Origin of the sequence: Cupriavidus sp. P-10 (assembly GCF_003402535.2) — a bacterium.
Classification (GTDB): Bacteria; Pseudomonadota; Gammaproteobacteria; order Burkholderiales; family Burkholderiaceae; genus Cupriavidus.
This window is the reverse complement of the sequence record NZ_AP025171.1, coordinates 947561-970039: the sequence shown is the minus strand read 5'-3', so window position 1 is coordinate 970039 and position 22479 is coordinate 947561. Positions and strand designations below refer to the sequence as shown.

General features: G+C 65.5%; 22 protein-coding genes. 8 read left to right on the top strand and 14 right to left on the bottom strand.

Annotated features, from left to right (window positions below; genetic code table 11):
* Nucleotides 1-2: 2 nt before the first annotated feature.
* The gene (locus CTP10_RS21520; RefSeq protein ID WP_116323429.1) at nt 3-413 is read left to right on the top strand and encodes a carboxymuconolactone decarboxylase family protein; all 411 of its coding nucleotides are present in this window, start codon (nt 3-5) and stop codon (nt 411-413) included.
* 88 nt (nt 414-501) lie between these two features.
* On the opposite strand, the gene CTP10_RS21515 is transcribed toward CTP10_RS21520, so the two are convergent.
* The 4 genes from CTP10_RS21515 to CTP10_RS21500 form a co-directional block, all read right to left on the bottom strand.
* Nucleotides 502-1893 (bottom strand): efflux transporter outer membrane subunit, encoded by a 1392-nt coding sequence (locus CTP10_RS21515; RefSeq protein WP_116323428.1) that lies wholly within the window; start codon nt 1891-1893, stop codon nt 502-504.
* Between the two features lie 10 nt (nt 1894-1903).
* On the bottom strand, nt 1904-3082 hold the full coding sequence (locus tag CTP10_RS21510) for an HlyD family secretion protein (RefSeq protein ID WP_116323427.1): 1179 nt from the start codon (nt 3080-3082) through the stop codon (nt 1904-1906).
* On the bottom strand, nt 3083-3538 hold the full coding sequence (locus CTP10_RS21505; RefSeq protein WP_116323426.1) for a DUF3302 domain-containing protein: 456 nt from the start codon (nt 3536-3538) through the stop codon (nt 3083-3085).
* A 69-nt stretch (nt 3539-3607) separates the two neighbouring features.
* Nucleotides 3608-3958 (bottom strand): hypothetical protein, encoded by a 351-nt coding sequence (locus CTP10_RS21500; protein WP_233528441.1) that lies wholly within the window; start codon nt 3956-3958, stop codon nt 3608-3610.
* A gap of 343 nt (nt 3959-4301) precedes the next feature.
* On the opposite strand from CTP10_RS21500, the gene CTP10_RS21495 reads away from it, so the two are divergent.
* Nucleotides 4302-4778, top strand: coding sequence for a hypothetical protein (locus CTP10_RS21495; RefSeq protein WP_116323424.1), 477 nt, complete (start codon nt 4302-4304; stop codon nt 4776-4778).
* A gap of 68 nt (nt 4779-4846) precedes the next feature.
* Here CTP10_RS21495 and CTP10_RS21490 read toward each other — a convergent pair whose 3' ends face one another.
* From CTP10_RS21490 to CTP10_RS21455, 8 genes are all read right to left on the bottom strand, one after another.
* Nucleotides 4847-5338 (bottom strand): glycine zipper family protein, encoded by a 492-nt coding sequence (locus tag CTP10_RS21490; protein WP_116323423.1) that lies wholly within the window; start codon nt 5336-5338, stop codon nt 4847-4849.
* A gap of 255 nt (nt 5339-5593) precedes the next feature.
* A complete protein-coding gene (locus CTP10_RS21485; protein ID WP_116323422.1) occupies nt 5594-8587 on the bottom strand; it encodes a hybrid sensor histidine kinase/response regulator in 2994 nt (997 codons plus the stop codon).
* Nucleotides 8587-9237 (bottom strand): response regulator transcription factor, encoded by a 651-nt coding sequence (locus tag CTP10_RS21480; RefSeq protein WP_116323421.1) that lies wholly within the window; start codon nt 9235-9237, stop codon nt 8587-8589. Before CTP10_RS21480 ends, CTP10_RS21485 begins: the two co-directional genes overlap by 1 nt.
* A gap of 381 nt (nt 9238-9618) precedes the next feature.
* Entirely contained in the window at nt 9619-9849 is a 231-nt protein-coding gene (locus tag CTP10_RS21475) for a hypothetical protein (protein ID WP_116323459.1), read from the bottom strand.
* Between the two features lie 225 nt (nt 9850-10074).
* On the bottom strand, nt 10075-10479 hold the full coding sequence (locus CTP10_RS21470) for a hypothetical protein (RefSeq protein WP_116323420.1): 405 nt from the start codon (nt 10477-10479) through the stop codon (nt 10075-10077).
* A gap of 52 nt (nt 10480-10531) precedes the next feature.
* The gene (locus tag CTP10_RS21465) at nt 10532-11776 is read right to left on the bottom strand and encodes a complex I 51 kDa subunit family protein (RefSeq protein WP_271815880.1); all 1245 of its coding nucleotides are present in this window, start codon (nt 11774-11776) and stop codon (nt 10532-10534) included.
* Between the two features lie 19 nt (nt 11777-11795).
* The gene (locus tag CTP10_RS21460; RefSeq protein WP_116324056.1) at nt 11796-13445 is read right to left on the bottom strand and encodes an FAD-binding protein; all 1650 of its coding nucleotides are present in this window, start codon (nt 13443-13445) and stop codon (nt 11796-11798) included.
* A gap of 15 nt (nt 13446-13460) precedes the next feature.
* A complete protein-coding gene (locus tag CTP10_RS21455; protein WP_271815879.1) occupies nt 13461-14099 on the bottom strand; it encodes a 4Fe-4S dicluster domain-containing protein in 639 nt (212 codons plus the stop codon).
* A gap of 109 nt (nt 14100-14208) precedes the next feature.
* On the opposite strand from CTP10_RS21455, the gene CTP10_RS21450 reads away from it, so the two are divergent.
* The 6 genes from CTP10_RS21450 (at nt 14209) to CTP10_RS21425 (ending at nt 20673) form a co-directional block, all read left to right on the top strand.
* Nucleotides 14209-15309 carry a DUF2950 domain-containing protein gene (locus tag CTP10_RS21450; RefSeq protein WP_116324064.1) on the top strand — a complete coding sequence of 367 codons (1101 nt, stop codon included), beginning with the start codon at nt 14209-14211 and terminating at the stop codon, nt 15307-15309.
* Entirely contained in the window at nt 15306-16451 is a 1146-nt protein-coding gene (locus CTP10_RS21445) for a DUF3300 domain-containing protein (protein WP_116324065.1), read from the top strand. Before CTP10_RS21450 ends, CTP10_RS21445 begins: the two co-directional genes overlap by 4 nt.
* Nucleotides 16452-16574: 123 nt before the next feature.
* Nucleotides 16575-18080, top strand: coding sequence for a DASS family sodium-coupled anion symporter (locus tag CTP10_RS21440; protein WP_271815878.1), 1506 nt, complete (start codon nt 16575-16577; stop codon nt 18078-18080).
* Between the two features lie 290 nt (nt 18081-18370).
* Nucleotides 18371-18664, top strand: a complete 294-nt coding sequence (locus tag CTP10_RS21435; protein WP_116319629.1) for a hypothetical protein — start codon at nt 18371-18373, stop codon at nt 18662-18664.
* Between the two features lie 174 nt (nt 18665-18838).
* Nucleotides 18839-19747, top strand: coding sequence for a 2-hydroxy-3-oxopropionate reductase (locus CTP10_RS21430; RefSeq protein ID WP_116319630.1), 909 nt, complete (start codon nt 18839-18841; stop codon nt 19745-19747).
* A gap of 41 nt (nt 19748-19788) precedes the next feature.
* Nucleotides 19789-20673 (top strand): DMT family transporter, encoded by an 885-nt coding sequence (locus CTP10_RS21425; protein WP_116319631.1) that lies wholly within the window; start codon nt 19789-19791, stop codon nt 20671-20673.
* Here the strand turns inward: CTP10_RS21425 and CTP10_RS21420 are convergent.
* A complete protein-coding gene (locus tag CTP10_RS21420; protein WP_116319632.1) occupies nt 20670-21263 on the bottom strand; it encodes a flavin reductase family protein in 594 nt (197 codons plus the stop codon). The two genes, CTP10_RS21425 and CTP10_RS21420, sit on opposite strands and share 4 nt — an antisense overlap.
* A complete protein-coding gene (locus CTP10_RS21415) occupies nt 21260-22438 on the bottom strand; it encodes an acyl-CoA dehydrogenase family protein (RefSeq protein WP_116319633.1) in 1179 nt (392 codons plus the stop codon). The genes CTP10_RS21420 and CTP10_RS21415 overlap by 4 nt, the downstream gene beginning before the upstream one ends.
* Nucleotides 22439-22479 lie beyond the last annotated feature (41 nt).

The window sequence follows — 22479 nt, the reverse complement described above, 5'->3', positions numbered from 1 at the left end:
CCATGCACGACGACAAGTACACCGGCACAAGCACCCTGCCAGCCACGCCCATCAGCGACAGCTTGCGCGCGAGCGGCTATTGGAATCCGGAGTGGAACAGCTTCACGGAGCTCGACCCCGTCTGGACCGAGAAATTCCTCGACATGGCCATGCATCCGATGACCAAGGGGCTGATAGAGCCAAAGGTCTGGGAGTTCATCTCCATAGCCGTCGATGTATCCTGCACGCACATGTACGGTCCTGGTACGCGGCGCCATATCCGCCGCGCACTCGAGCTCGGCGCCACCAAGGAAGAGATCGCCGCTGTCCTTCAGGGCGTTAGCGTTCTGGGCTTGCACGCGAACAGCATGGGTGCGCCGATGCTGCTCGAAGAAGTCGCGCGCTTTGACGCGCATGCTCAAGGCAACAAGTGAATCTCTTCCATCAAGGAAAAGCATGCCAGTCAGCCTCATGCGCTGACTGGCATGCTTTTTCGGCCCTTCAGCGTTTTCACCGACAGCATCAGATCTGCCCTTTGCTGCTCCAGTCTCCCCCTAGCGCCAACAATAGCGCGATACGCTGATTGAGATGATCGCCCCGCACGTTGATCAGATCCATCTCGGCAGCCAGCAGTTTCTGCCGAACCCTCAGGACCCCGCGCGGGTCGGAAGCACCAATGCTTGCGCGTGCCTCCTCGCGCTGAACCAATAGCTGGCTCTCGTTCACCCGATCCTGCAGTTGCCTGGTGCGGTCTGCAAGATTCGATTCAGCACGCAACCCCGCATCGACCTCGCCCAGTGCCTGCAGGGCATTGTTGCCATAGGCGATCATGGCGGCCTTCTGCTCGGCGCTGTAGTAGTCCGCCCTGGCCTTGAGCTCTCCCCCCGTGAACAGCGGCGCGAAGAACGCGCCGTTCAGTCCCTTGATCGGAGTGCCGGCCTGGTTGAGCAGCAGCACGTCGCTACGGATGCCGGTAATGGCCGCGCTGATAGAAATGCTTGGCAGCCGCGCTGCCTCGGCGGACTGCCTCAGGTCGAAGGCCGCGGCGACGCGGTGTGCCGCAGCCGTCAAGTCCGGCCGGCGATCAAGCAGATCCGCAGGCAAGCCTGCCTGCGGGGCGACGGGCATGGCGGGCAGCTCCAGCTTCGCCACGCTATCTCCGATTTCCCCGGCAGGGTATCGGCCCAGCATCAACTCCAGGGCTTGCGCAGCCTGGCTTCTGGCCAGTTCGGCCTTCCGGAGCGCATCCACCTGCGTGCGCAGCGCATTCTTCGCTTCCACCGGTTCGGTGTCCGGTGCCGCACCAATGGCAACCCGCCGCTCGCTGATCTGCACCAGTTGCTCCTCTACGGCCACGGCCTGTCGCTGCCGGTCCTCCAGCTTTGCGGACCGGATCAGTGTGAACCATGCCTTGGCAGTAGTTGCTGCGACGACGCGCTGCGCCCAGAGATATTCGTCCAAGGTAGCGGCGTACTGGGATTTTGCGGCACGCGATTGTGCGCGTATGCGGCCCCAGAGATCGATCTCCCAGCTCGCACCAATCGAGAGGAACTGGGTTTCCGATTGCCCGGCCCTGCCCTTCACGCCCGCGCTCGGTAACAGGCCGCTGCTTTGCATGGTAACGAGTGCCTGCGCCTGCTCGACGCGCACCGCTGCCAGCCTGAGATCGCCGTTGTGCGCGATCGCTTCCCGGGCCAGCCGATGCAGCTCGGCATCGTCGAAGCTTGCAAGCCAGTCGTCCGCGGGCTCGCCTGCTTCGGCCGAGCTTGCCCAGGTGCGCTGCCCTTCAAGCGCCGGGACGGCCTGGTCTCGAAGGCTGGCGCTATCCGGCGGCGCCTGCAAGGCGCAGCCGAAGAGCATGGCAAGCGGCAGCGCCAGCAGTACCGGAATGGTCTTGTTGAAAGATGACGACACAGGCTTGCCTTTAATGGAGCTTGAATACCAGATAGTTCAGCTTGGAACTGACGCGCAGGAAGACCATCCGAACGATATGGAACATCTTCATGTGCGTGGTGTAGACGGCACCCGCGCCGACAGCCCCGACCGGAAGCATCTGGCCCTTCGATTCGTCGCGCAGGTCCAGCTTGACCGCGAACCGGTTCGGCACGGCTTCCGTGGCACCAGTGTTCGGAATCATTCCACCCTGCGCAAACTGGCCTTGTGATTGCGCCCAGACGATCGAATCCACCTTTGCCTTGATGATTTCACCCGGATGCGTCGGCAGGTAGATCTCGGCGAAGTCGCCCGCCCTGACGTTGTAAAGCTCGTTCTGCCTGTAGAAGGCGACCACTTCCTGCTCGTCCTCAACGAAGCTGAATGCCGGCGAGAACGGAAACGGGACCAGCATCGTGCCCACGCGCACCTGCAGGTTCACCACCTTGCCGTCGGCGGGCGCCCGGTACTCGGTTTGGCCAAGTTCCCATCGGGCGTTCTCGAGCATGACCTCGGTTTCCGCACGCTTGGCGCGCGCCGTGGCGATGGCGGCGAATTCCCCCTGGCTCCTGGCCGAAAGCCTCTGCCTGGCCTCGTCCTCGACGGCTTGAGCGCTGACCAGTTCGCCTTCCAGTTCGTGCCGCCGCGCCAGGGCATCTTCCCGGTCGAACTTCGATCCGGCCCCTGCCGCGAGCAGTGCCTCATGTTCTGTGAGCCGCTGTCGGGCGAGCGACAGCTTGGCTTGTACCGTGGCAACCTTGCCGGCCGCTCCGCGCACTGACTCGCTGAGCTGGCGAGCGGCGGCCTGCGCTTCGGCAAGCGCGGCGTCGTCCGCCATCAACCTGCCCTCAAGCTGCCTGACCGAGGCCTGATAGGGCGTCGGGTCGATGCGCAGCAGGACATCGCCCTTCTTGTAGTGCCGGTTACCCTCGGCCGGAAGATCGACAATGCGCCCCCTCACCTGCGGCACCACCTGGAGCACCTTGCCGACCACCCTGACATCATGGGACGAAGGTGCCACCACGTTCAGCGTCAGGACCAGCAGCGTCAGCGCGACCACCGGAATCGTGACCACGATGACCATGGACGTCGTGTTCCATGGCAGCCATTTGAACTTGAAGAAGACCAGCCAGACGGCCAGCGCGTAGATAGCAAGCAGCAGCGCATCCATTCAGCTCTGCTCCCCTGCGCCGGACGCAGCGCCGCGTGCCGGCGCCCGCAGGGACGCGACGTTCCCGGGCCGGCCGATGGGGGCATGTCCCGCGCCTCGCGCGGCTTCGTCTTCCGGCAGTTTGTCGGTGCCATAGGCCGCCCGGTAGAACACCGGCTTGGTGTGTGCCCAGAGCCACGCCATCGGCCACAGCAGTCCGCCGAAGAAAAGCGAAAGCAGGCATAGCGCATGGATGGCTTCCCTTTGCGGATGCTGCTTCCGGTGAGCGACCTTGTCCGGCCAGATATGCAGCATCCAGAACAGGTAGATGGCTGCAAGCGGCACAAATATCACCACCACCCAGGAGATGGCATTGGCGGCGCTCTCCAGGGCCTTTCCGCTGAGGAAGGAGGCGAACGCTGGTTCATGCATTGCCAGCAGGCTAAGGCCCGCCAGCAGATATTGACGCAGTTTCATCGGGGAAGTAGAGAGATCGGGCACCAGGGCCCGGTGTTTGACTTGCCAGGTACTCGGTTGCGTTGAGAACTACAGCGTGCTGGTCGAGGTAGTACCCGCTGATTCGCTGCGGCTGTTCCTGGCGGCGCTGTCCGGCATGCGCCCGGCTTGCCGGCCGGATTCTGCATCCGTCGGGCAGCTCCGGCACGGGCTGGCTGAAACCTGCCCGGATGACCGTTCGCTGTTGCCGGCTGGCGCATCGTCCGCGTACAGGAGGTTGTACTTGCTCTGGCCGGGATTGCTGGCGGCACGGCAGGCCGCGGATTGCAGGCCGGCGCCGGTACCTGAGCAGGCCTCCGGCTGCGCGGCGGTGTCTCGCTGCCCTTGAGCGGGCAGGATCTGCGCGTACGATTGCGCGGCGCCGGCAATCAGCAGGGCCATGACAAGGTTGGGCACCCCACGACCGCGCGCGCCCGCGCCCGCTCTCGAGACAGCCGAAAGGCAGTGCTTGATCATTCCTGTAGTTCCTTTGAAGTGGGTCAGATACCGTCGACGCAAACCGGCGCGGCCAGTCAGATCTCAGTGAATGTGCACACCTTATGCCGGTGGTGCAGGCGGGGCTATCACAGAAATTAGAAAGTGAGGGCGGGTCGGATGGATGCGCCCCAAGCGTCGCCCGACATTTCGAATTCCTTTGATAGCCGCCACGACGAGGCCGGCTTACCCTGTGCGCCGTCGTATGCCCTCCCAGGTGAATATCAGGTTCACCTGAATTGACTATCCAATGAATGCTGTTTCGTCGATTTCTGCCTGTGTCATTGCCATTGCCACGGCAAGCGCCATCTCCGGATGCGCAATCCCTACCTCTGAGACGTGGAGTCCGTTCCAGGAGCCCTGGCCGTGGACAAAGATCGTCACCGTCAATCAGACCGATCATGACGTGCTGGAACTACGCGCCGGCACTTGCGAGACCGGACCCGCGTCGCGGCGCTCGCTGTCGGCGCCCTCTTTCTGCTTCCTTGGCACCAAGCCGGAGGGGCCCATCGCGATAACCTGGAGCGATGCCATAGCCGGCACGGAATCCCATGCCGCGCCCGAGCGGGGCGACTTGCATGCCTCGACCGCACCCCTGCCACAACTGTGGCGGGAAGATCCTCACGCGGGCGAAGCCATCGGCAATTTCCTCTGCGTGGTCTTGCGCAATGATGCGCGGGTAGATCTTGCCGTTACCGCCAGCGCAGAAGCCTGCGCCGTTCTCTAGGGCGCCTCTGACGTCGTGCTCTCCGGGATGGACCGGCTGACGCCAGCCCGGTCCACCTTCCGAGGTGCTTACTGCACTGAATAGCCGCGGCCCGCCATGCAGGCACGCCAGGCTTGCCAGTACGATGTCATGGCCCAGTCGTTGCTGGCCTGCGCCTGTGCGCCCATGGCTGCAGCCTGCCGGCGGTGCTGGCGATGGGCGACGCCACCAGCGACCGTGCCGACCGCCGCGCCCGCGGCAGCTCCCCTGCCCGCGTCACCGCCGATCGCGCCCACCACTGCCCCGGCAGCCGCTCCGCCCGCTGCGCCCCGTATCCTCTCGCCGCCGGGCAGGATGACCGGCGCTGGCGTGCTCGCTATGCGGGCCGGGTCGACGCCGGTCTCGCGCCGGGCCCAGCCATAGCAGGCCCCATCGTCGTTGGCCTGCTGGTAGGCCGACTGTCCTCTCAGCGGATAGGCAATGGGCTTCAGCAAGACCTGAGCCTGCGCCGTATTGGCCGCACCCGAGATCAGAACCAATGCCGTGCACGCGGCAAGAGCAAGACTTCTACGATTGCTCATGAACTCTCCTGAGGAGGTGCCAGTCCGGGGCATTGCGCCATCTTTCCCCGGTGGCAGGGATTCGCGCCTCGGTGTGGCGGCAATCAGCGCTAGCCGATGCGCCCGGCCGGGGCACATAAAAAAATGCCCGCCATACAGGCGGGCAAACCAAGGGCCTCGCAAGGGGGCAGTACCCAAGACGAGTGGTGCCTTAAGCAGGCATCCAGCCGTCCCCTCAATGCTGACCGCGCGCAGGAGTGTTCACAATCATAGAAGTTAGAAAGCCAGCGGACGGGAGCCGCAGGCGACCCGGTCCTCACCACGCCCGCGCTCGCATGCGCTCATCAGGCCTTGCATGATGAAGGCGGACTGCAGTTCGATCTCATCGTCCCAGCGCTTGGCTTCAGCCACGTGGTTGTGCAGGTCAGCGCAGACTTCGGACAGTCCTGAGCGCCCGACGACGCCGAGCGTCCCCGCGATACGATGCAGCAGCCGTTCCAGGTGGCGGATGTCTCGCGCTGCCCGGATCGCCTTGAACTCGTCCAGGTCCACCATGGTCTGCGCCAGGAACGCCTCGGCGTATTCTTCGGCGACCGACGGCAGTTCAGGGAGATCGTCATCGGTTAGCGGCACTGGCGCCGCCCCTTCATCCGTGTGTAGCGGTTCGGCCCGGGTGGCAACAGCATCGAGCACCGAAGCCAGCGTCGCCAGCGACACCGGTTTGGTGAGATAGCCGGTGAAACCGCTTGCCAGCCCCTCGGTAACATCCTTCGGTCTGGCGCTAGCGCTTACGGCATAGACGGGTACTTCCGGCCCGCGCCGCCTGATTTCACGAAGCAGGTCGAATCCATTCATGACGGGCATGTCCACGTCCGTCAGCACTGCGTGCACGGCCTGCTCCGACAAGACTGCCAAGGCCTCGTTGCCGTTGCCGGCTTCGATAACGCTCGCACCCAGCAGGTGAAGCTGGTCGCGCAGCAGCTTCCTGTTCAGCAGATTGTCTTCCGCGACCAACACGGAAAGGCCCGCGAAAGGAGCTGAAGATTGATCGTGCATGGCAGCCCCGACACGAACTTCGCCGACATGCTCAGGCTGCGGAGCTTTCTTGAGGGCCGCCTGTACAGCGGCATGGATACCGGCCAGGCTGTAGGCAGACACATCCCGGCTGCCATCCGGCCGCGTGGTCGGGACGAGCGGGCCCAGTTGCCTGAGCCATACGATAGAGGCTGGCTTCCGCCACCACGCAATGACCTGGGCCGGATCCAGGGACTCGGTCACGAGCAGGCAGTCGAATCGGTCCCCGTCAATGGGCTCGTCGATGTTCGACCGGAAAGACGGCTGGCATGATCCCCAGTCGAAATGGTTCAGCATTGCTTCGCGGCACTCTGGCTCACGGGACAGGACCAGGGCGCGGTGCGGCGCCAGGCGCCATTGCGCCGGGGTCTGGTGCCCACCCGGCGTGCTGAGCGGCAGGCGAACCGTGACGCGCGTGCCAACGCCTAATACGCTGTCCAGCGTGATACGTCCGTTCATCCGCTCCACCAGCCGCAGGCAGATTGACAGTCCAAGCCCGGTCCCGCCGGCCTGCGCGAGACGATTGTTGCCGACCTGGGAGAATGGCTGGAAGAGCCGATCCTTGTACGCCTCCGGTATGCCAACGCCGGTGTCGGTGATGACGATCTCAAGGTTTGCATCCACCCATTGCGCGCGCAGGACAATCTTCCCCGCCTCGGTGAACTTGAACGCGTTGCCAAGCAGGTTGTTGATGATCTGGGTCAGGCGCACCGGGTCAAGATTGAGCCGCGCCGGAATCTCCTTGCCATATACCGCGAAGAAGCTCAGCCCACGCCGCGCCGCAAGCGGCGCGTGCGAGATCGCAATGCGACCGAGGAGTTCCGTGACGACGACGGGCTCCTCCGCCAGGCGCATCGCTCCCACGTCGAGCTTCGAAAAATCGAGCACGTCGTTAACGATCTGCAGCAACCCTTCGGCCGACACCTGCATGGCGCTTACCCGCGCCCGCTGCTCCGGCCCCAGCGTGCCGAGGGCCACGAGCTCCATGTTTCCCAGCAGCGAGGAAAGCGGCGTCCGTATCTCGTGGCTCATCGACGCAAAGAACGCCACCTTGGCCTTGGCCGCAGCCTCGCTGGCGAGTCTCGCTTCGTGCAATAGCTGCTGCGCGCGTGCCGCCTCGGCATAGGTGCCGGTCAGGAAGCGATAGTTCCAGTAGCGATACATCGCAAACAGCAAGGCGAGCAGCGCAGCGGTCATCAGGCCGGTGGCAAGCAATTCCTCGCGCATTTCCCGGAACTGCTGCCCTAGCGGCAGCGCGAAGACAAGGTGGCCGAAATCCGCAACCAGCGGCGGGCGCCGCAGGGCCCACCCATAGTCCTGGACCCAATGAAACAGCCCCTCCGGAAGTCCCTCCAGCCTGTCGTCCAGGCGCCGTGCGTTGGCCCCTTCACCTGAAGCAACCAGGGGCGTGCCCAGGCGATCGACGACAATTGGCTCCGGGATCGACAAGTTCGGCCAGGCTGGCCGAAGCAAGTCTTGCAGCGGGATCCGCGTCAACACGATGGCGTAGAGTGCGTCGCCTTTCGCGACCAGCGATGCGCCAACCATCTCCGGACTCCCTCCGGCCGCATTCGCCGGAATGCCCAGCCATACGACGCGCTTCTCCCGTGCTGCCTGCAAGAGATCCATGTCGCGGCCCTGGAACCGTTCAAGAATCATCGAGGTGATGCTTGACGACGACAGCGGCGGAAGGGTCGCCCCCACGCCGGATCCCGATGCGTCAGGCGCTTCATACCGATACGTCGCCCCGTTCGCAATCGAGATCATCTCGATCGAAGGCTTCTGGCTTGCGGCAGTCAGCGTCCGGACGGCCTGGTCGCAACTCTGCTCCAACACGGGATCGGGAGGCGCGGACGGAGACACCTGCGTGCACAGACTGCCGGCATGCGCGCGGTGCGCCACGGGGACTTTGCCATTGCTGCGCAACTCAAGGATCAGGTTCGTCGCCGTCAGGGTGCTGCGGCGTTCGAGCACCGCATCGACTACGCCTTGCTCGTACAGGCGCGCGACCTGCTCCTGGGCACGCAGGGATCCATTCAGGCGGGCAAGCATGGCTGCCGAAGCGATCGCGATGGCGACCAGCCCCAGCAGCAGGACCACCATCGAGAACACACGGCGCTCCCGCTGCAGATTCCGCTCAACCGAGTGGTCGGCGTGTAGTGGCGATTGCTGCGAGCGCTCGCGTTCGTCCTGCATCAGGCAAGACCGTTGTCGCGTGCGTACGTGACAAGGTCCGCATTACTGGTGATATTCAGCTTGCGCATTGCCGATCGCTTCTGCGTCGCGATGGTAGCGAGCGATCGATGGAGATATCCCGCGATCTGCGTGAGAGTGCTGCCAGTCGCGAACATCCGCACAACTTCGATCTCACGGGGGGATAGCGGGCTTGCCGTGCCGTTGACCAACGCCCCCGCGCTTGACATCCTGGCCGCTATGCCCGGCGACAGGCGCTGGCCAGTACCGGTTATGGCATCGACGCAGATTTGCCTCAGGATGCCCGGCTCCTCGTCCTTCCCGACGATGGCCTCAACGCCCATCTCCCTGATGCGCGTGAGCAGTCCGCCGTTGGTCAACATCGTGAAAACCACGATCGGCGTATTTGGGCGGGACTGCCTGAGCCGGTGGATCAGGCGAAGACCGTCGTCATTGACCTGGGAACGCTCCATCGTGAAATCGGTAACGATAAGGTCAGGTTGTTGCGTTTGTAGCGCCGCAAAGAGCTCTTTTCCTGACGAGCATATTGCGGAAATCCGGACATTCGGAATCTCGCTCAAGGTAGCCTTGACTGCGAGCTGAATTACCGGGTGATCGTCGGCGATCACGGCGGAGATGATTGGTGGCGGCATGCGCGTTAACTCAGACCGGCAGCACGCTTGGGTGGATCGGGGCGGCGTGACCAGCCGGCGAAACTGGCTGCATAGGGCGCTGGATTTTACCAAAGGGCCCTCGCCTTCATTTGACAAAGCGGGACATATATTTGGCTGATCGTCCCACCCTTGATGTCATGCCTTGTTTTCATTGGCCATCGCCTGGCCTGACTCGAATTCCGTAACTGCGCAAGGTCGCCTGGCAAATCGCCGCCATGGCTTCGCGCGTGGAAAAGGCCTGATGTCCAGCACGACGACAGTGCTGGCCGCGAGTGACGGTTCCGGGTCGGCCGGAGGCAGCCGCGGCCTGGGGCCAGGTGACGGAAGTCAGAGTGGTACTAGCAGGGCCTATGCAAGCGTCTAGTATTTGATATCGCGTGCTGTCTCGCGGCCCTGTTGCTTAGTCTGACGCTTATCCTGCCGGCAATTCGCATTGCTTTGCTGGTCGGTGGCACGACAGTCTTGCTTCGTCTGCCTGGCATCCTGACGCGTTTCCTGGCGAACGTCACGGCCGGCCCGGCGTTGCTGCGCTTGCTCTGTCGCCCACGCCGTGCTGGCAAACGTGGCGCTGGCAAGTACCAGTGTCGCCATTTGCGATATCAGCTTCAGAACATAGGAATGGGACATGTCGCCTCCCAAATGGATCAGCCTTGTGCCGTCAAGCCACTCTGGCTTTCCCAAGACAGCTTGGCTAGCTGGTACGTTCATGCATGGCGGCCACGCTGATTGCGACACCGCCGTCCCGACAACTTTAGGCCGGCTGGAATCAGAGCGCTACCCTTTTCCCCACGTGATGCCAACCAGAGTTTGCTGGTATTACCGCCTCTGCGGCACAACCTGTCGCGGCGGATAGAGTTTCTGGAACTGCGCCGTTGTGATCCCCATTTCGCCCGTGTCATCAATGATCGTCATCTCGCGCCACGCCCTCGGGGCGCCTTGAAGCCCAGGGAACTCGCTCAATTGCCAGATGCGCCCGGCCTGAGTATCGAGCAAGAACGGGCCTGCGCGGGCGCCTGTCGGATTGACGACGATTTGATATCGCCCGTTGGTAGTGGGCCGAGGTCTGTCATTGGCGCCTTGCGGTGGCGCCGCGGCCACCGCTTCGCTGCTGCCGGCGACTGGCGGCGTGACGCTTGTCGGAGCAGGTGGCTGCTCGCGCTTTCCGCATGCCGAGACCAGTGCCACCGACAAGGACAGCACACAAGTTGCAATGCAATGCATGGTTGACTCCATGACCGCGCCGGATGCCCTGTCGGGCGTCCGCTTGCTGGGGCTATGCCATCAAAAGCGCCTCGTATTCTTCCCGGAACTGATCCAGGGAGCTGTTCACCACCGTCACGGCGCCATCGATCAGGCCGCAGCGCCCGCTGCCGGGAAGGATGCGGCACAGGTTTTCCAACGCTTCCACGTCCGCGCGCACGCCGCGGCCGGTATCGATCCGATTGAGCAGCCGCATCAGCTGGAAGGTCCCGCCCTTGCATGGCGGGCACTGGCCGCACGAACCCTGGGCGAAGAAGCTCACATACTCGGCCACCTTGCGGACGATGCTGGTTCCTTCCGACACCACGATCATCGCGCCGGTCCCCAACCGCGAGCGCCGCTGCCGCACTGAATCAAAGTCCAGTGCCACGTCGAGGTCGCGCTTGGTCAGCAGGGTATTGGAAGGACCGCCCGTAAAGACCGCCTTGAATTCCTTGCCCTGGAGCATGCCGCCGCCATGCCCGAACACCAGCGTCTCCAGGCTCGTGCCCATCGGCAGCTCATACAGCCCGGGCCGCAACACGTCGCCCGACAGCGAATACAGCTTCGTGCCCGCCGCATTGCCGGTGCCGAGGCTGCGATACCACTGCGCGCCGTGGCGCAGGATGCCGGGCACGTGGGCCAGCGTCTCGGTGTTGTTGACGACCGTCGGCGCGCCATGCACCCCGTGCTGGGCGGGAAAAGGCGGCTTGCGGCGCGGAAACGGGAACCCGCCCTCCACGCTCGCGATGACCGCGGTCTCCTCGCCACCGATGTACAAGCCCGAGCTCGGCACCACGCTGAGCGATACCGGCCCGCCGACCAGTTGCGCCAGCTCGGCGAACTGCGCGTGCCCCTGCCACTGCTGCACCGCCTGGCGGGTCCTGTCCAGCGCCAGTGGCTGATGCGGATTGACGTACAGGACGACGTGGTTGGCACGGGTGGCGGCCGCGGCGATCAGCGCGCCCTCTATCACCTGGTGCGGCGTATGTTCCAGCAGGAACCGGTCCTTGAAGGTTCCCGGCTCGTCTTCATTGCCATTGCAGATGATGTATTTGTCGCCATCGGCGGCAGCGGCCACCGGCGTCCACTTGCGATGCGTCGCGAAGCCGGCGCCGCCCATCCCGCGCAGGTCCGCCTGTTCGATTTCTGCAATGATCGTGGCCGGTTCGCGCAGCGCCCTGGCCAGCCCCTCTCCGCCGCCCCGCGCAAGCCAGCCATCCAGGTCCGCACCGACGCGGATATCCTCGTTGAGGAGTACCTGATTCAGGTGTTCCATCGCGCGCTCCGTGGGTCGATCACCGCGTGCCGCCGACCGTGCGGCCCCGTACGCCGGAGCGCAATCCGGCATCGTCGCGCAGATCGAAATGGGCGTAACCGGGGAACAGCTGCGGTGCCTTGACATGCAGTGGCAGCCCGGCCAGCGTCAGTTCCCGCTGCCACGCATGCACGTGGCCGATCCCGGCGCGCACGGCCATCCCAGCGCGCCCCGCTTGCGCCGCGCTGGCACCGGCACGCCGGCCCATGCTCAGGATGTCGAGCAGCGCGTTGCCCATCAGCCGGTTGCGCCCGTGGATGCCGCCCGTAACCTCGCCCACGCAGTAAAGTCCCGGCACGCTCGTCGCGCCATCCTTGTCGATGGCAACGCCGCCATTCTGGTAGTGCAGGGTCGGATAGACCAGGAAAGGCTCCTGCGCCGCGTCCTGCCCGCACTTGTGCGCCAGATGGCGCAGCGTGACCAGCCGCTTGGCGAGGATGCCGGGATTCTCCATTTCGAGCGTCGGCGTGTCGAGGAACACCCCGACCTGTCCGCCCCGCTCGATGCCGCGGCCCTGCGCGCACTCGCGCAGGATGGCCGAGGCCACGATGTCCCGGGGCTTGAGTTCATCGACAAAGCGCTCGCCCTCGCCGTTGAGCAGCCGGGCGCCCGCCGAGCGCGCCGCTTCCGAGATCAGGCCGCCCGCCAGGTGCGGCGGGTAGGCGATGCCGGTGGGGTGGTACTGGAACGAATCGAGCTCGCGCAGGCGCGCCCCGAGGCGATAGGCAAGCACCAGGCCGTCCGCGGTGGCGCCGTAGTGATTGGAGGTGGGGAAGCTGTTCAGGTGCAGGCGCCCCGCCCCGCCGGTGGCGAGAATCACGGCACGCGCGCGCACCAGCATGAAGGTTCGCCATTCGAGGTTGTAGATCACGGCGCCGGCGCAGCGGCCCCGTTCGTCGGACAGCAGCTCGACCGCGGGGCAGCGGTTCCACACCGCAACCCCCGGTTCCAGGTCCACGGCCTCGCGCAGCACGCGCATCATCTCCAGCCCGGTGTAATCCCGATAGGACAGGATGCGCGCGGCCGACGCCCCGCCTGGCTTCTTGCGCAGCAGGTTGCCGCCAAAGGGCCGGTCCTCTTCCTGGTCAAACATCATGCCCAGCCGGATCAGCCAGCGGATGACATCGGGCCCGTCCATCACCATCTGCGCGACCAGTTCCGGCTCGCCGCGGAAATGACCGGCGCGCAATGTGTCCTCGAAGTGCAGCTGGGGACTGTCATCCTCGCCGATGGCCGCCTGGATGCCGCCCTCGGCCATCACGGTATTGCTGTCGCCAAGGCGCAGCTTGGTGGCCAGGATCACCTGTGCGCCCTGCCCGGCCGCCGTGAGCGCTGCCGCGCAGCCGCCTCCGCCGCCGCCGATGATCAGCACATCGGTGGAGACGAGTTGGGCGCCGGCAATGTCGACATCGTCAATCAGCGCATTAGCCTGCAGACAGCGCGCAAGATCCGGCTGGCAGGGCTCGCCGCGGTTCACGCCGACGGCCAGCGCAACGCGCGCATTGGGCCCGTGGTCTGGGTGATAGCCCTTGAGCAGCGCTTCGACGCTGTCGTCGTCGCTGCGCATCGCTGTCGCGACGCCGGGCCGGTACCGCCGGCGCGCTTCATCGTATGGGATGCCGGTTGGCATGTTTGTCTGCCCCCGTCAGCGCGGCGGCTGCGCGCCTGGTGCGTCAAAGTCGATCGTCATCGCGCCGCTTTCGAGCTGTTGCAGGCGCAGCATGAGATTGGCGGGCCGCAGCGTCTGGGCCGCGATCATGCGCCGCACGAACAGGCCGAGATGGTTGGGGCGGATATGCTCGGGGCAGGCCAGCGTGCAGAGGTTGCACATGACACATTCGTCGAAGACCTGGCTGGCGGCGCTGAGCTTGCCCTCCACGGCGAACTGCACGCCCTGCTGGACCGCCAGCTCCTTCGGACAGGCGCGGTCGCATCCGCTGCAGTGGCGGCAATGGGCGGCCTCGGGGAACACCGTGGAAATCGTCCGCAAGGCTTCCCAGCTCTCGCCGACCTCCTCCATGCGATAGACGTGCCGCTCCGACGCCGTGAAGTAGTCCAGGAACGCGACCTGCATGCCGTCCTCGACCAGCGTCTCGCAGGCCAGCGCCGTGCGTACATCCTGCTCGCCGCTGCGCCGCACCATGACCCGGCACGAGCCGCAGACGCCCTGGCCCATGCAGCCCACGCCTTCAACCAGCGTCTCCCCTGCGTGCAGGAAGGCCTGCAGGATGGAACAGTTTGCCGGTGCCTCGATTTGCCGCCCCTCGATGCTCAAACGTGCCATTTCACATCCTGTCGTGTCGGCGGCGCCAGCCGCACATTTAACTGGCGCACTGTCCGAAAAGGTCATATAAACCATAGCACAGCGAAGGTCTTTGCCTAGGGGAAGCCCCATGAAAACCCTGATGACGGCGCTTGCGCCCGTCGTGGCCGCGGTCGTGGTCGCGTTGATTCCCGCGCCCGAGGGGCTGGCACTGCACACGTGGCTGTACGTCGCGATCTTCGTCGGCGTCATCGTCGGGCTGATGCTCGAGCCCATCCCTGGTGCCGCCATCGGCCTGATCGCGGTGACGCTGGTGTCCCGGAACCGCGTGATTGTGCGCCCTCGAAGGGTGCCCCTTGGCGCAGCCGCTGCGGTAGCCTGCCTTTGCCTGTTCGCGCTAAGCCCGGCGCTTGCCTTCGCGCGCCAGGTCTTCGACTCGCCCGATGCAGCGATGGCGGCCTTTGGGCAGGCGGTGCGCAATGACGACGAAGCGGCCATGCGCCGCATGCTGGGCGCCAGTTTCCGCGACATCATTCCGCCAGCCGGTGACGACGTGCGGAACCGGTTCAACAGTGCCTGGGCGCAGTCGCACCGCTTGCAGCAGACGGACAAGCACGCCTTCATCGCTGTCGGCGACGACGGCTGGACCCTGCCGGTGCCGCTGGTCAAAGCGGCGGGCGGCTGGCAATTCGACACGCGGGCGGGCGTCGAGGAAATGCGCGTGCGCCGCATCGGCCGCAACGAGCTTGCCGTGATCCAGACCATGCAGGCCATCTGCGATGCGCAAACCGAATATGCCCAGACGATGCACGATGGCGAGAAGCGCCTGGTCTATGCGAACAGGCTATCCAGTTCCCCGGGCAAGCAAGACGGGCTCTATTGGCCGACCGCCTCGAATGAGCCACCGAGTCCGCTCGGCCCGGCTTTCCGCGACGCCGGCACGCGCAATGCAAGCAAGGACGGCTACCACGGCTACCACTACAAGCTGCTGACCGCGCAAGGGCCGCACGGCGACGGCGGCAAGCTGAACTATGTCGTCGACGGCAAGCTGTTCGGCGGCTTCGCGGTCATGGCCTGGCCGGTGCGGTACGGAGAAACCGGCGTGATGAGCTTCATCGTCAGCCACAAAGGGCAAGTGTATGAACGCGACCTTGGAGCCAACAGCGCGGCCAAGGCAGCAGCAACGAAGTCTTTTGACCCGGCGCCCGGCTGGCGGAGGGTATCGCCATGAGGCATCGCATCCTGACCATGGCTTGCTGCAGCGCGCTGGCGCTGGCCGGATGCCAGAGCGCCGGCCCGCCAGCTACGGAGCCGGCATCCGCGCTGCCTGGCGGCGGCACGACACAGGCCCAGAGCGAACCCGCTCCCTACAAGGCGGAAGAAATCGAGGCGCTGGTCGCCCCGATCGCACTCTACCCCGATCCGCTGCTGTCGCAGGTGCTGATGGCTTCCACCTATCCGCTCGAGGTCGCCCTTGCCGCGCGCTGGCTCAAAGGACACCCTGACCTGAAAGGCGACGCCGCCGTCAAGGCAGTGCAGAACGAGACCTGGGATGTCAGCGTGAAATCGCTGGTGGCCTTTCCGCAGATACTTGGGCCAATGGGTGACAAGCTCGACTGGACCCAGAAGCTCGGAGACGCCTTCCTGGCGCAGCAGAAGGATGTGATGGCTGCCGTGCAACGCCTGCGCGTGCGCGCCCAGCAAGCCGGGCATCTCAAGTCGGGCGCACAGCAGACTGTGATCGTGGAACCCGCAACCGCTGCCGAAGCCACGCAGCAAACGATCGTGCGCATCGAACCGGCGAATCCCGAGGTGATCTACGTGCCGGTGTACGACCCCGCCATTGTCTACGGCGGCTGGGGCTATGCCGGCTATCCGTACTACTACTGGCCGCCCTACGGACCTTACTATCCTGGCGACGCCTTCCTCGGCGGCATTGCATGGGGTATCGGCCTGGCCGGGGCCATTGCCATTTTTGGCGACTGCGACTGGAACAACGGCGGCGTCCATGTGGAGCACCACAAGGCCCGCAATATCGACCGCAACTTTGACGCCAGCAAGCTGGATAAAGGCCGCTGGCAGCATGATGCGCGGCACCGCCAGGGTGTTGCCTATCGTGACAACGCCACGCGCGAGAAATTCGGCAGGAGCACGGCCGATGCGTCGGGCCGCGGCGGATTCCGCGGGCGCGATGCGACCGGTGGCCGGGACAATGGCTTCCAGGGCGTGGGCCGGGGCGGCAGCGCCGTGCAGCGCGACGTCAGTCGCGGCAACCAGAGCCTGCATTCCGGGGCCGGCCGGGGCGGCGGCTTTGGCGGTGGCGCACGCGCGGGTGGCTTTGGTGGCGGACGAGGTGGTGGTGGACGACGTTAGGTAACCATGCCCGCTTGGCGTGGTGCAGGTCGCGTTCGGTTGCGTTCCTCTGATCGGCGGGTGGCGAAGCGCAGCCACTGACTTATCCAGAACTCCACCAACTCTTCTGGGAGGGATCAAAAAATGCTCACAAGACTAAAAGCGGCGTTCCTCTACTTCAACAGCGTGGTCCCGTTCCGGTTAGGCCCCGCCCTGATCACGACGGTCGTGCTGATCACCCTGCTGCTGCTGCCTGTGCCCGCGGGGCTCACGCCCAAGGCTTGGGGCCTGGTTGCCATCTTTCTGACGACAATCGTTGCAATCATCCTGAAGGTCATGCCGATCGGAGTGATGGCGATGATGGCGATCGTGATCCTCTCGCTGTCACAGGTGACCTCGACTTCGTCCAAGGGGGCGATCGCCGATGCGCTGACCGCCTTCGACAATCCGCTAATCTGGCTGATCGTGGTGGCCATCCTGATCTCCCGCGGCGTGAAGAAGACCGGCCTGGGCACCCGTATCGGCCTGATTTTCATCTCCCTGATGGGGAAACGGACGATAGGCATCGGCTACGGTCTGGTCACGTGTGAACTGGTACTGGCGCCCTTCACGCCGAGCAATACCGCGCGCGGTGGCGGCATCGTGCATCCGATCATGAAGTCGATCGCCAACGCATTCGACTCCGACCCGGCCACGGGCACCGAGGGCAAGGTCGGCACCTACCTGGCGTTGGTCAACTATCACGCCAACCCTATCTCGTCGGCGATGTTCGTGACCGCCACCGCCCCGAACCCGCTGGTGGTGGACTACATCGCCAAGGCGACCAATCAGAATCTGCATCTGAGCTGGACGGACTGGGCGCTTTGCATGTTGGTGCCCGGCCTGCTATGTATGCTGCTGATGCCGCTGGTGATCTATGTGTTGTCGCCGCCGCAGCTCAAGGCCACACCCAACGCGGTGGAATACGCGCACGCCGAGCTTGCAAAGATGGGGCCTGTGTCGCCGAAGGAAATGGTCATGATTTTCACCTTCGCGCTGCTGCTGCTACTGTGGGCCAACGTTCCGGCGATGCTGTTCGGTCCGGCGCTAACGCTGGACCCGACGGTGGTCGCCTTGGTCGGCCTGTTCGTGCTGATCATTACCGGCACCATCGACTGGGATGACGTGCTGTCCGAGAAGAGCGCCTGGGACACGCTGATCTGGTTCGGTGCGCTGATCATGCTGGCCGAGCAACTGAACAAGCAGGGTGTGATCGGGTGGTTCTCTAAGGGCATGAGCGACGCGATCGTGGCCAGCGGCATTGGCTGGGGCGGCACGGCCGCGATCCTGGTGGCGGTCTTCGTTTTCTCGCACTACCTGTTTGCCAGCACGACGGCGCACATCAGTGCGATGATGCTCGCCTTCCTGACGGTCGGAGTCCATCTGATACCGCCAGCGTATGTGGTGCCGTTCATGCTGCTGATGGCGGCCGGCTCGGCGATCATGATGACGCTGACCCACTATGCGACGGGCACCTCGCCGATCATCTTCGGCAGCGGCTTTGTCACGATGGGAACCTGGTGGCGCGTCGGTTTTGTGATGTGCGTGGTGGAGCTGCTGATCTTCGCCGTGGTCGGGAGCGTCTGGTGGAAGGTGCTTGGCTTTTGGTGAGCACGCAGCTTTGGATTGGCAGCAACAAGTTCGATCGCATCAAAATTTGGGAAGGTGTTTGCCAGGGTCGGGGAAGAACCCCTCCCCTGCGAAGACCATGACTCAGTCCAGTACCAAGCAGATGCCCGCCGTGCCCCATGTCGCGGAAACTTTCGGTTTCCGTCTCAGATTTTCCGGAAATTTGTCGCTAGTCGCAGCACTTGAGTCACTCGACGCGGACTTTTCTTGCATCCGCCAGAATACTGTATATATTTACAGTACCTGTATGGATGAACAGTGGGAGTCCGGTTATGGAACACCTGATCCGTGTGCAAAACGACTACGACCGCCAGGTGCTGGCCTGGCTGCGCGGGCGCATCGGCGATGCCGCGCTGCAGACCGTGGCGCTGCGCCTGGGCCGCGACCGCAAGCCCTACCTGTCGACAATCTGCCGCAGCCTCGGGATCCGCCCGCCTGGCCGGCGCCAGTTCGCCGCCGAGGCCGCGCGCATGCACCGGACGGTGGGCGACCAGTACCTGGCCCGCATCCGCGAGATCCTGGGCCAGCGTCCGGGCGATGCTGCCAAGGATGCGGCGTGCCGCTGACCCGTCGGCGCGGCTCGCCAGCGCGCAATGAGCCCCGTTGCCAGCATTGGCGCGGGGCTTTTTCCTTGCTCCGGCAGGCGCACGTATCCGCGGCCTTACCGGCGTGCGACTGACTATGATCAGAGTTAAGCGTCTGCCTGTGCGGGCGCTCCCACGCAACCACCGGACACTGTCATGAGCAAGATCGGCTTTATCGGGCTTGGCGTGATGGGCAAGCCCATGGCGCAGCACGTCGTCGACGGCGGGCATACCGTGTTCGCCCATACCCGCAGCGGCGTGCCGCAGGCCCTGCTGGACGCGGGCGTTCAGGCCTGCGGCAGCGCCGAAGAGGTCGCGCGGCAGTCGGAAACCATCATCCTGATGCTGCCCGACACGCCCGACGTGGAGCAGGTCCTCTTCGGCAAGGAGGGCGTCGCCGACGGCCTCGCCGAGACGCCGGGAGGCGTCACCGTGATCGACATGAGCTCGATCTCGCCGATCGCCACGCGCGAGTTCGCGCGCTGCATCGAGGCGCTGGGCGTGGACTACGTCGATGCACCGGTTTCCGGCGGCGAGGTTGGCGCCAAGGCCGGCACGCTGTCGATCATGGCCGGCGGCAAGCAGGAAGTGTTCGACCGCGTGCTGCCGCTGCTGCAGCTGATGGGCAAGAATATCGTGCGCGTCGGCGAAGCCGGCGCGGGCCAGGTGGCCAAGGTGGCCAACCAGGTGATCGTGGCGCTGACCATCGAGGCTGTCGGCGAGGCGCTGGTGCTGGCCGCGCGTGCCGGCGCCGATCCCGCGCGCGTGCGCGAGGCGCTGATGGGCGGCTTTGCCAGTTCGCGCATCCTTGAGGTCCATGGCGAACGCATGATCAAGCGGACCTTCGACCCGGGCTTCCGCATCGCCCTGCACCAGAAGGACCTGGAACTGGCGCTGTCCACCGCGCGCCAGCTGGGCGTGGGCCTGCCCAGCACGGCGTCGTGCCAGCAGTTGTTCAACGTCTGCGACGGCCTGGGCGGCAGCGGCTGGGACCATTCCGCGCTGGTGCGGGCGATCGAGCACCTGTCGTCGTTCGCCATCGGCGACACGCCGCCGGCGGCCTGAGCCCGGCCACTTTGTCGAGCCTGCATAGACCCCTGGCCCGCATGCCACGTGCGAACACCGTCCTGCTGACCACACTGGCCATGCTGGCCTTCGCCGGCAACTCCCTGTTATGCCGGCTCGCGCTGGAAGGCACCACCATCGACGCGACCAGCTTCACGCTGGCGCGCGTCACCGCGGCGGCCGCGATGCTGTGGATCATCGTGGTGGTGCAGCACCGGTTGCTGCGCTCCGACACCATGGCGTGGTTTCCGCCGCTGGCCGGCAGCTGGATTTCGGCACTGGCGCTGTTCTGCTACGCCGCAGCGTTCTCGTTTGCCTACCTGCGCCTGGGCGCCGGCACCGGGGCGTTGTTGCTGTTCGCTGCCGTGCAGGCCACCATGACGGGCTACGGGCTGGCGGCCGGCGAGTCGCTGCGCATGCAGCAATGGATCGGCCTGGCGCTCGCGCTCGTGGGGCTGGTGTGGCTGCTGCTGCCGGGACTGGCCACGCCGCCGCTGCTGTCTTCCCTGTTGATGATCCTGGCGGGCATCGCCTGGGGCATCTATTCGCTGCACGGGCGGCGCAATGCCGATCCGGTCACGACCACGGCGGGCAATTTCCTGCGCGCGGTACCACTGGCGCTGGCGCTGGCCGCGGTGATGCAGGCGCAGCGTTCGCTGGACCGCGCGGGCCTGGTGTATGCATTGCTGTCCGGCGCGGTCACGTCCGGGCTTGGCTATGTGGTCTGGTATGCGGTGGTGCCGCGCCTGCGCGCGGCCACCGCCGCCACGGTGCAACTGAGCGTGCCGATCATTGCCGCGGCGGGCGGCATCGTGCTGCTGGGTGAAACGCTGACGCTGCGGCTCGCGGTCAGCGCGGTGGCCGTGCTCGGTGGCATTGCCCTGGTGATCGCCGGCAAGGCCCGCGGAGCACGGGTGCTGCGCTAGGCCGCACCGGCGTCGATGCTCGCCGTCCCTTCGCCAAACCCGCCCCCATGGAACACCAGCGGCGCACCGGGCGACGCGCCGTAGGCCATCACCTCGACCACGAACACCACATGGTCGCCGAACCTGCGCACCGAGCGGTGCCGGCAGATAAATGTCGCCAGCGCGCCGGCCAGCAGCACCGTGCCGCACGGTCCGGGGCGGCAATCCACACCGGCAAAGCGGTCGATATCACGCCCGGCAAAACGCCGGCACAAGGCCAGTTGTCCGCTGCCCAGCACGTTGATGGCATGACAGGGCGCGGCGCGCAGCGCCGGCAGGCTGCCGGATGCGCGCGCCAGGCACCACAGCAGCAGCGGCGGCGCCAGCGAGACGGAAGTGAAGGCGTTGATCGTCACCCCGACCGGCCTGCCCTCCGCGTCCGCCGCGGTCACTACCGTCACGCCGGTGGCGAACTGCCCGAGCGCATCGCGCAGGGCGCGACGTGCGCGGGCGTCATGGTCCAGGCCGCTGGAGGCCTCGCCCAGGTCATCGCAGCCGCTGTCGTTGCAGGCCTCGGTGGCATACGGCAGCGGGGCCAGTGCGGGCATCATTGCGCGGCCTGCCGCACCTCGCCGGGAGGCGCATCGATATCCAGGCCCAGCGCCATGCGTCCGGCGTACTCCTGCTGGGCACCGGCCTGCAACGGATGGAAGCGCGCGCCTTGCGCATCGCGGAAGCGCCGCTCCAGCCCGGTATCGCGATAAAAGCCCGCGCCGCCGGCGAGGTCCATGGCCGCTTCGACGGTCGCCAGCACCGCGCGCGCAGCCAGCGTGCGCCCGCACATGATGCGGTTGGTGGTCACCGCACCCGGCGCGTGCCCCGCGGCTGCGTCGAACATCGTATCCAGCGCCATGCGCGCGGCTTCGGCTTCGTTGCAGAGGCGTCCGGCCGCTTCCACCGCATGCGCGCTGAGGCGACGCTGCCGCGCCAGTTGCAGGGCGATATCGCGCGCGGCTTCGGCGATGCCGACGTAGACCGCGTAGATCAGCGGCAACGCGATCATCGAGACGGTATGCATCATCGGATGCCAGACACCTTGCGGGCGGCGCGCGGCGACGGCGGTGTCCGGCACCAGCACGCCTTCAAGCAGCACGTCGTGCGAGCCCGTGCCGCGCATGCCCAGCGCGTGCCAGTTCGACATCACGCGCACGCCGGGGCTCTTCATCGGCAGCGCGAAATGCAGCACCGTGGGCCCGGCTTCGGGATCGTCGTACACCGCGCAAGTCATGAACAAGTCCGCCACCGGCGCGCCGCTGGCGAAGATCTTGCGCCCGTCCACACGGAAGCCACCTTCGACACGCGTGGCCTTGCCGCTGCCCTGCAGCCAGTCCGAACCGCCGCTGCCCAGCAGCACCATCTGCTCGCCCGCCACGCGCTTGAGCAGCCCTTCCACCGGCGCTTTCTGATTGCGCCAGCGCCATGCCGCCGTGGCCACCGGATGCGTGTGCATGGCAAAGGCCAGTGCGGTCGACCCGCAGTACTTGCCCAGCTCGCGCAGCACGCCGCCCAGCTCCTGGTGGGACAAGCCGGCACCGCCCAGCTCCTGCGGCACGGCGGCGGCAAAGAAGCGATGCGCTCGCAGGTCGTCGTAGTTCGCGCTGACGAACTGCTCGCTCGCGTCGATGTCGGGGGCGCGTGTGTCGAAGGTGCGGCCCAGCGCCGCGGCAAGTGCGAGCCAATCGGCCTGCGCACCTGCGCTGGCATCGGGGGCGGTAACTGTTTCCATGGTGTTGTCTCCGGCTTGTCTGATCCGTGCCGCAGAGCCGT